At 60.4% G+C, this 12520-nt stretch carries 12 protein-coding genes; 11 read left to right on the top strand and 1 reads right to left on the bottom strand.

Going from position 1 to position 12520, the window contains the following annotated elements; translation table 11 throughout:
* Nucleotides 1–154: 154 nt before the first annotated feature.
* The 6 genes from ABSG20_RS17235 (at nt 155) to ABSG20_RS17210 (ending at nt 7740) form a co-directional block, all read left to right on the top strand.
* On the top strand, nt 155–1147 hold the full coding sequence (locus ABSG20_RS17235; RefSeq protein WP_423865720.1) for a glycosyltransferase family 8 protein: 993 nt from the start codon (nt 155–157) through the stop codon (nt 1145–1147).
* 329 nt (nt 1148–1476) lie between these two features.
* Nucleotides 1477–2637 (top strand): glycosyltransferase family 4 protein, encoded by a 1161-nt coding sequence (locus ABSG20_RS17230; RefSeq protein ID WP_423865719.1) that lies wholly within the window; start codon nt 1477–1479, stop codon nt 2635–2637.
* Nucleotides 2627–3667, top strand: a complete 1041-nt coding sequence (locus tag ABSG20_RS17225) for a polysaccharide deacetylase family protein (RefSeq protein ID WP_423865718.1) — start codon at nt 2627–2629, stop codon at nt 3665–3667. The genes ABSG20_RS17230 and ABSG20_RS17225 overlap by 11 nt, the downstream gene beginning before the upstream one ends.
* A 248-nt stretch (nt 3668–3915) precedes the next feature.
* Nucleotides 3916–5424 carry an oligosaccharide flippase family protein gene (locus ABSG20_RS17220; protein WP_423865717.1) on the top strand — a complete coding sequence of 503 codons (1509 nt, stop codon included), beginning with the start codon at nt 3916–3918 and terminating at the stop codon, nt 5422–5424.
* A complete protein-coding gene (locus ABSG20_RS17215; protein ID WP_423865716.1) occupies nt 5414–6313 on the top strand; it encodes a glycosyltransferase family 2 protein in 900 nt (299 codons plus the stop codon). The genes ABSG20_RS17220 and ABSG20_RS17215 overlap by 11 nt, the downstream gene beginning before the upstream one ends.
* A 146-nt stretch (nt 6314–6459) precedes the next feature.
* The gene (locus ABSG20_RS17210; protein WP_423865715.1) at nt 6460–7740 is read left to right on the top strand and encodes a glycosyl hydrolase; all 1281 of its coding nucleotides are present in this window, start codon (nt 6460–6462) and stop codon (nt 7738–7740) included.
* A gap of 167 nt (nt 7741–7907) precedes the next feature.
* Here the strand turns inward: ABSG20_RS17210 and ABSG20_RS17205 are convergent, their stop codons facing one another.
* Nucleotides 7908–8264, bottom strand: a complete 357-nt coding sequence (locus tag ABSG20_RS17205) for a hypothetical protein (protein ID WP_423865714.1) — start codon at nt 8262–8264, stop codon at nt 7908–7910.
* Between the two features lie 126 nt (nt 8265–8390).
* On the opposite strand from ABSG20_RS17205, the gene ABSG20_RS17200 reads away from it, so the two are divergent.
* The 5 genes from ABSG20_RS17200 to ABSG20_RS17180 form a co-directional block, all read left to right on the top strand.
* Entirely contained in the window at nt 8391–9044 is a 654-nt protein-coding gene (locus ABSG20_RS17200) for a glycosyltransferase family 4 protein (RefSeq protein WP_423865713.1), read from the top strand.
* Nucleotides 9045–9180: 136 nt separating this feature from the next.
* On the top strand, nt 9181–9411 hold the full coding sequence (locus ABSG20_RS17195) for a hypothetical protein (RefSeq protein WP_423865712.1): 231 nt from the start codon (nt 9181–9183) through the stop codon (nt 9409–9411).
* Between the two features lie 29 nt (nt 9412–9440).
* Nucleotides 9441–10445 carry a Bug family tripartite tricarboxylate transporter substrate binding protein gene (locus ABSG20_RS17190; protein ID WP_423865711.1) on the top strand — a complete coding sequence of 335 codons (1005 nt, stop codon included), beginning with the start codon at nt 9441–9443 and terminating at the stop codon, nt 10443–10445.
* Nucleotides 10446–10974: 529 nt separating this feature from the next.
* A complete protein-coding gene (locus ABSG20_RS17185; protein WP_423865710.1) occupies nt 10975–12093 on the top strand; it encodes a 4-oxalomesaconate tautomerase in 1119 nt (372 codons plus the stop codon).
* A 74-nt stretch (nt 12094–12167) separates the two neighbouring features.
* On the top strand, nt 12168–12520 hold a 353-nt coding region (locus ABSG20_RS17180), incomplete at its 3' end, for an amidohydrolase family protein (RefSeq protein ID WP_423865709.1).

Below are 12520 nucleotides of genomic sequence, written 5' to 3'. Positions count from 1 at the left end.
CTTCGCGATCCGCGGCACGCGCGCTGCCATTGTCGATCGTGCATCCAAAGCAATATATTGAAATACGCGAGGAATATAACGTCATCGGAGCGTTCGGACTGTTGCGCGGGGCCGTTCACAGGGCAATTTCGCGACGCCTGGGAATACGCGCGAAATGATCCAGGGCCCGTCGATCAATTCAAGGCGCCAATGCATCGCGCTGTTGTGCGATGAGGGCTATCTTTTCCCCTCCCTGGTCTGCGCCAAACAGGCGCGCGAACACGCGCCCGCAAGCGCGGACGTCGTCGTCTTCCTGGAAAGCGACCGTCTGACGCCGGAGCGTCAAGGCATATTCGAATCCGTAACTGGCGCGTCTATCCGCGTCATTCCTGCCTGGCTCACGGATCTCCTGGATCGATCCGTGCCGAAGGATTTCTTTCGGACGCACGTCAACCGGGCGGCCCTGTTCCGGTTGTTCGTCGCCCGTCTCCTCGGAGATCGTTACGAACGAATTATCTACATGGACGGTGACATACAAGTCCGGCGGCCGCTGGCCGAATTGTTGACGACGCCACTGCCGGAAGGCACCGTCGGCGTCGTGCCCGACTGGGTCGCACTGCACAGTGTCGATGGGATGCCGCATGCGGCGGCCAACAGAGCCTATATGGAGGGCCTGGATTTCTCGCCGGAGCACTGGGGCTCGTACTTCAATTCCGGAGTCATGATGGCTTCTCCGGATACCTGGAATGACATCGGTCCGAAGGCTCTTGAGTTTCTCGTCGCAAGGCCCGGCTCATGCAGGCTGCACGACCAGAGCGCGTTCAATCACGTTTGTCGTGGTCGCACCACCAACCTGTCGCTGCGCTGGAATTTTCTTCGGCATTTCATGTCGCTCCCCTCCTACGCGGCCATTGATCCGGCCATCGTGCATTTTGTCGGCAAGCTCAAGCCGTGGGACGGCGTCTACGCGCCGTGGGGACGTGCCGAGTTCGAACCCTATCTGGAGATGGCCAAAGCCCTGCACGGAGCCGACGTCGCGTGGCGGCGCCAGCCGCTGTTGCGGCGTATCGGTTATCATATCAAGCCGCTCACGCGACGCGACGATTACGCGGATATTCCCTATCGAAACGCGATCGACAGTTCGGTTCGCGCGCATTGCGGCGGATAGTCACAGTGGCGGCCATAGTTGTGACATGGTCTTCGCGACCTTGTGGATCGCGACGACAGACGGCCGAAAATTTCCACGGCGACGGAACTGCGATATCTCCGGACCATCCCGTTGCGAACTTGGCAACGGATTGCGTTGGTGTTCAGGGGCGCGGCGTTTTGGTTCATTGAGACTGTGGTCTATGAAATTGTGTTCGGGTGGTACGAGTATTGGCCGCGAGATTATATGATTTGCCTCGCCGTGTTGTCCTCATCAGCGACCTTGCTGTTGAACGCGACGGCGCAACCGCCGTGGCGATGTCCGCCGTTCGCGCCCTCCGCAAGAATGGAGTGGCCGTAACTTACGTCTGCGGCGACGACGGACAGAATGCCGAACTCGCCGATCTGGGCGTCCAGGTTGCACCGGTACGGGGTCAGGAAATAGGCAAGGCCGGCGCATTCGCTGCGGCCACCGCCGGACTGTATAGCGCCAAGGCCGCAAAAGTCCTGAGAAACGTGATAAAGCAGGTCGATGGCGAAGGTGTTGTCTATCATCTTCACAATTGGTCCAAGATCCTGTCGCCGTCGATATTCCACGTCCTCAATCCCGTATCGGAAAGGTTGCTTGTCTCGACCCACGACTATTTCCTGGCCTGTCCGAACGGGGGATACTTTAACTTCAAAAAGAAGTCGCCGTGCGAACTTACGCCTCTTTCCGGCGCCTGCCTGGCGACCGATTGTGACCGACGGTCCTATCTGCAGAAAATCTGGCGGGTGGTTCGCAGTGTGGCGCTGCGTGGGCTGATCGATCTGTCGCGCAAGAACGCGACGATCCTGGCGGTGCATGACGGCATGGTGGACCATCTGGTACGCGGCGGAATCAACCCGGACTCCATCAAGGTGCTCCGCAACCCGGTGACACCATGGTCCGATACGCGGATCGCGGTTGAGAACAACCGCAAATTCCTGTTTGTCGGACGCCTCGATCACGACAAGGGCGCCGAGCTTTTGGCGCAGGCGGCGAGGGACGCCGGATCGCCCATTCAGATGATCGGTGACGGTCCATTGCGGTCGCAGCTCGAGCAGTCGTTTCCTGAGGCCGAGCTGTTGGGCTGGCAATCGCGGAAGCAGGTCGCGCGGATCGCGAGGGATGCCCGCGTGGTCGTGATGCCGACGGCATCGCGCGAGACCTTCGGGCTGGTGGCCTTTGAGGCCCTGACCAGCGGAATTCCCGTTATTATTTCCAGGTTTGCCGCGACCAGCGACGAGATCGTCCGCAGAGAGATTGGCTTCTCTTGCGACCCTTACGACGCCAGGGGCCTGGCCGAACTCATGAAGATGATGGCTGTCGGTGACAATCGCCTTCGGGACATGAGCGAACGGGCTTGGGAAGCGCGCGGCTCGCTCGCTCATTCACCTGAAAGCTGGGGCGAACGCTTGATGGCGATCTACGCGGACGCCAACCGCGCGGCGGCACCGGCGAACAGGATCGTGGCAGTGCATGGCACGTAAGCACACCGCAATGCGCTGGCTCGGCCAGATGGCCGAAAGCTCCGGCCTGACGGCGCTCGCGGCACCCAGATATGGCGGCGCCGGCGCGATTCTGATGCTTCACAGCATCGTGGCCGATGACGACCCGCTGCCCAGGGACAACGCTCACACCTCCGCCGCTTTCCTGGAGAAGATGATCCGCTACTACTTGGCGCGGCGAGTTGCTGTGCTTTCATTGTCGGACGCGATTGCCCAGTTGGAGAGCGGATCGGCACGCCGGTTTGTCAGTTTCACGCTGGACGACGGGTACCGCGACAATCTCAACATTGCTTTGCCGATCTTCAAGAGATACGGCGTGCCATTCACGATCTACGTCACCAGCGCTTTTCTGGAGCGCCGTTATGAAGACTACGGATGGGGCCAGGTCCGCCATCTGGTCAGGGACAATTGCGCGATCGATGTCGAGGCCTTGGAACAGCGGCTCATCATGGGCTCGCGCCGGGAGAAAATCCAGGCCTACTACAAACTGAAGCGATGGATGAAGGACGGGACACTCGGACCCGAAGCGTTGAGCTCGCTGTTCGAAGCGTATCGGATGACGGCCAGCGAGGCGCTCGATCGCGACGCCTTGACCGTCGGCGAACTTGCATCGGCGGCCCGGGCCGAGCCCTTGCTCGAGATCGGTGGACATACCACGACGCATCGCCGGCTGGCGTTGCTTGATGAAGCAACAGCCTCGGACGATGTCCGGCGCAACAAAATGCAGCTGGAGACGATCATCGATCGCGAGGTTCGCCACTTTGCTTATCCCTTCGGCGACGCGGTGAGCTGCGGCGCGCGCGAGTTTCGCCTGGCAAAGGCTGCGGGTTTTGCGACGGCGGTCACGACACGGGTTGGAAATCTGTTCGCGGACCATGCGCAGCACCGTTGGTGTCTGCCGAGGCTGCGCTTCCTGGGCCCGTGCGAGGGGCTGGGCTTTATGGAATGTCAGAGATCCGGAGCCATCACCGCCGTGGCGACGCGGTTCGGAAATCCTGTCAGGTTGGAGTAGCAGACGATCAAACGCATAAAGACCCTGACGTCATCAGGCCGTGGGCAAAGCCATCGGATCGTGCGACGCGCGAGCCGATGGCGTGCCCACCATCTTTTCAGATCCAGTATGGCGGGCATGGCGCAAGGGCGCCTTTGCCCACCCTACGCGCGCTGTTATCTATGATGCCAACTTATCGAGAGCTCTATTTGACGGCCTGCTCCGAGACGCTAAGTCTAGCGGTGCATGTTCCGCAGTAGTGGGAAATCGTGACCCTGGAAATTACCCATAGCCATCGCAGGCTGGCGTTCGGAGCAATCGCCTCGGGTGCCGTGAATGGTATCAAGCTCATTCTCCAACTGCTGCTGTTTCCCGTCATGGCCCGGCTGCTGGGGCCGGATGAATTCGGCCTCTATGCCTTGGCGTTGCCGACCGTCGCTCTCATTGCGCTGTTGGCCGATGGGGGCTTGGGAGCGACATTGGCTCGAGAGGATGAATCTTCCGAGCTGGTCTGGTCGAGTGCGTTCTGGGCTCTCGCGTTTCTTGGCATCGCGTTGGGGCTTTGCTCTACGATATTCGGCCTGTTCCTGGGCCATCTTGCGAAACAACCTCGGCTTCCCGGGATCATCGGCCTGTTGTCTCTCGGTCTCCTGTTCATGACGATTTCCGTGGTGCCGTCAGCCCGGCTGGCGCGGCGCAAGCATCTTGGGGCTAGTGCAGCCGCCGACTTGACGGCCAACGTCGTCGGCGCGGCGGTTGCCGTGACGATGGCATGGCGCGGCGCTGGAGCCTGGAGCCTGGCAGTGCAGTATCTGGTGATTTACGCCATCCGGGCAGTTCTGTTGAATTTGGCCGCCTTTCATCCCCCCAGGGCGATTTTCAGTTTCAGGGCGCTGCGAGATCACTTTGTTTCCGGTGGCACCATGATCGCGATCCGCATCAGTGAATACGCCGGCCGTCTGATCGAAAACTTTCTTGTTAACCGCATGTTCGGCACCACGTCGCTGGGCAGCTACACCTTTGGCAATCAGGTTTCAAAGGTTTCAACCGAGGCGGCATCGAATGTGATCTGGGCCGCGCTCTACGTCCAGGCCCTGACGGGTGAGAGGGGCCAGATCGTCATTTTGCATCGGCGACTTTGCCGGATGCTGGGTATCGCGCTTTTTCCCTTCAGCTTCCTGGCTGCCGCCGCGGCGCCGGAAATCGTCAATCTCTTGCTCGGCCCAAAATGGATCGGCCTTACGTTCTTTCTTCAGGTATTCCTGCCGACCTATTCCTTCAGCGTGATCAGCAGCCAGACAGCGCCGATCCTCATGGCTTATGGTCGTCTTGATATCTTCTTCTGGTGCGTCTTCGGTCTCAGCCTGGGGCGTGTGCTGGCGGTCGGCCTGGGCTGGTGGCTGGGTCTTGATGCCGCCGTGTGCGGGATCGTGTTCGTCACCATGATCTTCTGTGTCTCGATGCTGCGGTTTCCGGCCGCGGCAACCGGATGCCATGCGCTGCCGATGTTGCGCGGCCTTGTTTGTCCGGCAATCTCGGCCGTGGTGGCGTCCGGATGCTACACCATGATCGTCAATGTGTTCGGTGCTGACATCACCTGGATGTGTGTCGGGCTCGCTGGAGGCCTGTTTGCCTACGGACTGTCGATGGTCCTGATCGATCGCAGGCAGCTGGGGGAGGACTGGGCGGTTGCGCGCAGGATTATTTCTCCAAACGCTTCGCGCGGCCCGCGCACGGCGCTCGAACCCGCAAGACATTGGGAATCGCATGACGCTTGAACGCCTCAACATGGTCGTCGGGATCGCAACCGCGGGGCGGCGCGAGATTCTCTCCAAGGCGGTCGATCTCTTGGCGCGGCAATCGCGCCCGCCAGATCGTCTGCTGATCAGCCGCATGTCGCCATCGGATGTTGACGAGGCCGCTCTCGAACGCTTTCCGGCAGCGACCCTTGTTCTGGATGGAGCGAGCGGACTGACGGCGCAACGCAACGCGGTCCTTGCGGCCGCAAGCGGCGCGGATATCGTTGCATTCTTTGACGACGACTTTTTTGTCTGTGACAGCTACCTGTCAAATCTGGAAAGGCTGTTTCTGGCCCACCCGCACATTGTTGCTGCGACCGGACACGTTCTTGCCGATGGCGCGACGGGGCCGGGTCTCAGCGCCGAGGAGGGCCTGCGCATTGTTGGCTCCCGGCCGGCAGGGGGGGATGACGGCGAGAATTTTTATGAATGTTACGGGACCTATGGCTGCAACATGGCATTCCGGACCGCGCCTATCCGGCTCAATAAAATTCTGTTCGATGAAAATCTTCCGTTCTACGGTTGGCAGGAAGACATCGATTTTTCGCGCCAGCTTGCGCGCCATGGCCTTATCGTCAAGGCCAATAACCTGCACGGTGTTCACTTGGGCGCCAAGCTTGGCCGCACGTCGGGCGTTCGCTTAGGGTACTCGCAAATTGCCAATCCGGTTTACCTCATTCGCAAGGGGACGATTTCCCGGACGCGCGCGGCAAATCTGATGTGGCGCAACATCGCCGCCAATGTGGTTCGCAGCGTTTCCCCGGAACCTTGGATCGACCGCAGGGGAAGGCTAAAGGGCAACGTGCTTGCAGCCGTCGACCTGATGCTGGGTCGCAGTTCACCAAACCGCATTGTTCAGCTGAGTTAACTCGGGTATCCGGCAGTCGCATGTTGAAGACGCATTCGTCAGAAATCCCAGTTCGGAACAAGTGAGATGCGGTTGCCATCGGCCGACCGCGGTGCTTCGTGGAGATGAAGAGAGTTCGACGACACATCATACTTGGCTTACTGGTTGTGCTGGGCTCGGCCGGTGCCGGGCAGCAGACGCTGCTTCGAGGTTCGGAGCCCGACGAGACTCGATTGGTCGCCGTGGGCTGCGACACGTTTCTGGGCTCTCTCGGCGTCAATACCCATGTGGATCAGGGCTATAGTCCGCAGTCCTATATCCAGCCGCTGCGATATCTTGGTGTTCGCAACATTCGCGATAGCCGGCGCAACCTGTCCGGCTTGGTCATGCTGCATGCGCAGACCGGCGTTCGGGTCGATCTGTTGGGGTCCGAGGTGGTGGAGATGACGGACGCCGCGGACACCTTGGCCCGTGCCGGCGCACTGCTCTCCATCGAGGGGCCAAATGAACCCAATAATTTCCCGGTCACGTATCAAGGACAACAGGGAGGCGGACCAACCGGGAGCTGGACTGCCGTCGCCCAGCTCCAGATGGATCTCTACAGCGCGGTCAAGAACAATCCGGAACTTGGGACTTACCCGGTTTTCCAGGTTTCCGAGGGCGGTGCCGAAACTAAAAATGTCGGACTGCAGTTTCTGACAATTCCCACGGCAGCCGGAACCCTGCTGTCCGACGGCACGGGGTTTGCCGACTATGCCAATGTGCACAACTATGTGTCCGGGGTTCGCGGCGGATATGGCGACAATCAGGCATGGCAGGCGGCGGACCCGACGCTGAACGCGCGCTGGGACGGGCTTTACGGCAACTATGGCAGTACCTGGAAGAGGCACTTTCGGGGCTATTCCAGCGCCCAACTTGAAGCGCTGCCGCGCGTGACCACCGAAACCGGTTGGGATGCCGCGACTCTCGATGACGAGCGAACTCAAGGCGTTATTCTGGTCAACACCTATCTTGCTCAGTTCAAGCGGGGCTGGCGGTACACCTTTATTTATCAATTGGGAGAAGGCGAGGGAGGGGGCGGCAACCAGGGGCTGTTCCACCAGGATTGGACGCCCAAGCTGGCGGCGAACTACATTCACAATCTTACATCAATCCTGGCGGACAACACCCCGGTCGCCAGTCCTGGCAGGCTCGACTATTCCATCGCGAATGCGCGCGATACCGTTCATGATCTGCTGCTGCAAAAGAGCGACGGCGCATTCGAGTTGGTGGTGTGGGGCGAACAGGTGACTGGTGACAGCAACATCGTGGTTAATTTGGGCGCCACTTACACGGAAGTGAAGATCTACGATGCGACCTCGGGCATTTCTCCAGTGCGAACGTTAACAAACGCAGACAGCGTAGTGCTGAAAATAAACGATCATGCCATGATCGTTGAAATCCGCTGAGCTATTTGGCTTGGTATGATGCATAGTCAGGGGATCCGGCGGCGATCCACTTGGGCAAAGCGTTCGCTCGCGAATTCGGGGCCGTTTTCCGGCTTCATATGCGCGGCGATGGCGATCGCCATTCGCCCGCCGGCGCACGGAGTCTGACCGCACAGGCCGATTGACGTTCAATGATGAATGACTGCAACGACGGTGTGGATGACGGGCGAAGCTGGGCGATCAATGGTCGCTTTCTGAGCCAACGCATGACGGGTGTTCAGCGCTATGCGTACGAAATTGTCGTCGCGCTGGATGATATCCTCGCGCAAGAGCCCACCAAGGAGAGGTCGCCAAAGATGCGGCTCGTTGTGCCGTCCGGCAGCGAGGTAAAGATCGTTCTTTCGACGATCGGCATTTGCCAGACGAACTTCGGATCGGGGCATGCCTGGGACCAGCTCATATTGCCCCTGTATGCGAGATCCGGGGTGCTGAGCCTTGGAAATGTCGGGCCGATCCTGGGACGAAATCACATCGTCTGCATTCATGATGCAAGTACGTTCATCCGGCCGGAGAGCTATTCGCGCGCCTTCGGCATGGCTTATCGTACCTTGCTGCCGCTGGTAGGCAAGCAGGCAAGCAGGATCGCGACGGTATCCGGGTTTTCCGCGGACATGCTGGCCAAATACGGCATCTGTCGACGCGACAAGATATTCGTCGCACCCAATGGTCACGAACACGCGCTGCGGTGGGACGCGCGCCGGGCCCGAATTCCGCTCCTCAACGCCTTGAAACGGCCGTATGTGCTTTTGCAGGGCAGCCGCGCGAAGCACAAGAACGTCAATGTCATCCTCGATCGGGCGCAAGCACTGGACGATGCCGGAATCGACATCGTCGTTGTCGGCGCGGCTTCGGGTATTTTCTCGGAGATCGCGCCAGATCTCTTGCGATCCAATATTCATCACGCCGGCTATGTTGGTGACGACGATCTGGCGGCTCTTTATGAAGGGGCGCTTTGCCTGGTATTCCCTTCCAGGACCGAGGGATTCGGGATTCCGCCGTTGGAAGCGATGGCAAGGGGCTGCCCCGTCATCTCATCGAATGCCGCCAGCCTGGTTGAAGTGGGGGGCGATGCGGTGGTCTATGTGGACCCGGATCATGGCGATGGCTGGCGGGAAGCGATTATTGGCCTGTCGGGTAATGACGGCCTTCGCGCAACGATGGCCGCGCAGGGACGAAAGCGCGCGGCGCTATTCTCCTGGAAGCGCAGCGCGCAGCTTTACATCGATGAAATCCGTCGCCTGCGCGACGGGAGTGTCACGTCGTGATCTCAAACCCACGCCCGCGGTCCGAACGGAGAAAAGACGCTAAGGAAGAACGATGTCGTCCCGGTGGGGCATGCAAAATGAGAGGCTCGCGATGAGACTGCGAAGCAAGAAGCAGCCCGCGGGGAAACACACGGCGATGACGCGCGCCGCTCTGGAATTGGCAATAGCGGAAGCCGTCAGGATAGCCCGCCCAGAGTGCAGCGCCTTGATGGGAGTTATTGTCGAACGACAGGCGCCAGCGACGCCGGGCGGGGCCAATTGGGCCGTCAAGGGCCTTAAATTTGGCAAGGCGGATCGCGAACAGTGCCGTGCCGTATTATCCAAACTGATGCGAGACGAGCAGTTCGACTGCGAAATCTCGGACTGATCGAAGTCCACGCAAAGCCGGAGCGGCCCATGACTGTCAGAGCTTGCGCCACCTTCCGGGCTTTGGTCCGGGTGTTCCTCGCCGTATCTCTGCTCTCGGGACCCATGCTTCCGCAGCGTCAGGCCTGTGCCGCGGACAAATACCCCGGCAAACCCGTGCGTATCGTTCTGCCCTTTGCCGCCGGCGGGGTTGCCGACATCACGGCGCGCATCATCGCCGAAAAGCTCGGCGGCAAGCTTGGCGGCCGGTTTTATATTGAGAACCAGCCTGGCGCTGGCGGCATCGCCGCGGCCCGAACCGTCACCTCTTCTGCTCCCGACGGTTACACCCTGGCGTTGCTGACCAACGGAACTGCGGTCAGCGTCTCCTTGTTCGAGAAATTGCCCTACGATCCGCTGCGGGCTTTCGACCCGATTTCCAGTCTCGGCTTTTTTGATTTTGTCTTTGCCACCAGCGCGGACTCGGAATTCAAGACGCTGGCAGACTTTGTCGCGGCAGCCAAAGCAAAGCCCGGCACCCTCAATGTCGGAACGATCAATATTGGCAGCACGCAGAACTTGTCGGCCGAGCTGTTCAAGACCGCGGCGGGCATCGATTTTACCATTGTTCCCTATCGCGGGACGCCTGAGCTTTTGGTCTCCACCCTACAGGGCAACGTCGCCCTCGTGATCGACAGCTACTCGGCCATGAAGGGCAATCTGGCTGACGGCAAGATCCGGGCGCTGGCCTCATCTGGCAAAGTCCGCTCGACAGTTGCGCCGGAGATTCCGACCTTGCAGGAAAGCGGGGTCGCCAACACCGATGTGGTGTCCTGGAACGCCCTGTTTGCGCCTGCCGGCACGCCACCGGAGATCATCGCCACGCTCAATCAGGCCCTGAGGGAAGTGCTTGGCGAGGCGGACGTGAGACAGCGGCTGCTCGAACTCGGCATCGAAGCCAGGGCCAGCACGCCCGAGGAGATCTCGGCCCGACTGAAGTCTGATATCGACAAGTGGCGAAAGGTGATCGAGAACGCCGGGATTCAAAAGCAATAGGTCGATATCCGGCGGTCAGATCACGTGCCGAGAAACCTGATCCAGGCGGCCTGACGATCGAAGTCGAATGCTACGATCGGCCGGCTTCCCACTGTAGCATTTTCAGCATGGCTGGTGCACGCCACCATGCCATGATGTTATAGCTGTTGCAGGCCGGCGGACGCTGGCGACGCGGGCCGGCTCGCCACAGTGTGTGCACCGCCCCGGGAAGGAGCTTGGCGACCCGGCCGCACACTGATGGAGCCGTTCGAGGGGATGCGCAACTTTTCCGGTGGAGGTATTATGGTATGTATTCCTTATCTGCGAGATGGCGCCAAAATCGGAATAATACCAATGAATTGAAGCGGATGGCGCCGTTGGGTGGCAGGCGCCGACTGCATGTCCGGTCCGGGAGTTGTTAAATCATGCCAGTTGTTGGAATAAGCTCCAAGTCAGGTCCAAGCGCGAGGGCTGTCGCGGCGAGCCGGTGTCGGCGGATACACCGATACGCCAGATCAGCGTTGCCTTTCGCTTTGTGAGGGAACATCCGATGCAAACTGCGATCCCTTGCCTGTTCATGCGCGGCGGCACGTCGCGCGGCCCGTTCTTCAAGGCCGGCGATCTGCCCGCCGACATCGCTACCCGCGACCGGGTATTGCTGGCGGTCATGGGTTCGCCCGACAAGCGCCAGATCGACGGCCTCGGCGGGGCGCATCCCTTGACCAGCAAGGTCGGCATCGTGTCCAGAGGCAGCAAACCCGGCGTCGATCTCGATTTCCTGTTTGCCCAATTGCAGCCCGATAAGGACACCGTCGACACCACGCCCAATTGCGGCAATATGCTCGCCGCGGTGGTGCCGTTCGCGCTTGAGACCGGTATGATCCGGCCCCAGGGCGATACCACGACGCTGCGCGTGCTGACGCTCAACACCGACATGCAGTGCGACATCACCGTGCAGACCCCTTGTGGCCATGTCGAGTATGAGGGCAAGGCTCGCATCGACGGCGCGCCGGGAAGCTCGGCCCCGATCAAGATCAGCTTCCTCGACACCGCCGGCTCGGTTGCACCGGGACTGCTTCCGTCAGGCCATGTCCGCGACCTGATCGATGGCATCGATGTGACCTGTATCGACAACGGCATGCCGCTCGTCATCTTCAAGGCCAGCGCCGTCGGCCGCACCGGCTATGAGAGCGCCGAGCAGATGAACGCCGATACGGCATTGAAGGCGCGCATCGAACGGCTGCGGATCGCGTGCGGTCACGCCATGAAACTCGGCGACGTCACCGCCAAGAACTACCCGAAGATGACGCTGATCTCGGCGCCGCGCGCTGGCGGAAGCATCTCTACCCGCAGCTTCATCCCGCACGTCTGTCATGACGCGATCGGTGTGCTGGCGGCGGTGACGGTGGCGACGGCCTGCGTGCTCGATGGTTCGACTACGAAAGGTATCGCGTCGGTGCCGGCGGGCAATATCAAGAACATATCGGTCGAACATCCGACCGGCGAGTTCAGCGTTGAGATCGAAGTCGATCCGGCCAACCCGCAGAACGTGACCCGTGCCGCCTTGCTGCGCACCGCGCGACTATTGATGCGCGGCGAGGTGATGGTGCCGGGTTCCGTCTGGGCGCCAAAATCCGCAATCTTTGAGACGTCAGCAAAAACAGCATGAAATCGGGGAAACGCTAAGCAGGCGGCGCTGTAAAACACCGACAGTCTGTACCGCCATCCGCGAAGGAGAGCCAGGTGATCATCGACGTGCACGGCCATTATACCACGGCGCCGAAGGCGCTGGAGGATTGGCGCAACCGGCAGATTGCCGGAATCAAGGATCCCTCGGCGATGCCCAGGGCCAGCGAGCTTCGGATCAGCGACGACGAACTGCGCGAGAGCATTGTCGACAATCAGCTCAAGAAGATGCAGGAGCGCGGCAGCGATCTTACCATCTTCAGCCCGCGCGCCAGCTTCATGGCGCACCATATCGGCGATTTCAACGTGTCATCGACCTGGGCTTCGATCTGCAACGAGCTGTGCTGGCGCGTAGCCACGCTGTTCCCCGACCATTTCATCGGTGCGGCGATGCTGCCGCAGTCGCCGGG

This window comes from Bradyrhizobium sp. (genome assembly GCF_049512235.1).
GTDB lineage: Bacteria > Pseudomonadota > Alphaproteobacteria > Rhizobiales > Xanthobacteraceae > Bradyrhizobium.
The sequence above is the reverse complement of the archived record's forward strand: the minus strand, read 5'-3'. Positions and strand labels throughout refer to the sequence as shown.

Excerpts from the sequence above, each read along its gene's own strand:
- ABSG20_RS17235 (WP_423865720.1), top strand. The coding sequence starts at position 155 with ATGATCCAGGGCCCGTCGATCAATTCAAGGCGCCAATGCATCGCGCTG.
- ABSG20_RS17225 (WP_423865718.1), top strand. The coding sequence starts at position 2,627 with ATGGCACGTAAGCACACCGCAATGCGCTGGCTCGGCCAGATGGCCGAA.
- ABSG20_RS17215 (WP_423865716.1), top strand. The coding sequence starts at position 5,414 with ATGACGCTTGAACGCCTCAACATGGTCGTCGGGATCGCAACCGCGGGG.
- ABSG20_RS17205 (WP_423865714.1), bottom strand. The coding sequence starts at position 8,264 with ATGAATGCAGACGATGTGATTTCGTCCCAGGATCGGCCCGACATTTCC.
- ABSG20_RS17200 (WP_423865713.1), top strand. The coding sequence starts at position 8,391 with ATGCTGGCCAAATACGGCATCTGTCGACGCGACAAGATATTCGTCGCA.
- ABSG20_RS17195 (WP_423865712.1), top strand. The coding sequence starts at position 9,181 with ATGACGCGCGCCGCTCTGGAATTGGCAATAGCGGAAGCCGTCAGGATA.
- ABSG20_RS17190 (WP_423865711.1), top strand. The coding sequence starts at position 9,441 with ATGACTGTCAGAGCTTGCGCCACCTTCCGGGCTTTGGTCCGGGTGTTC.
- ABSG20_RS17185 (WP_423865710.1), top strand. The coding sequence starts at position 10,975 with ATGCAAACTGCGATCCCTTGCCTGTTCATGCGCGGCGGCACGTCGCGC.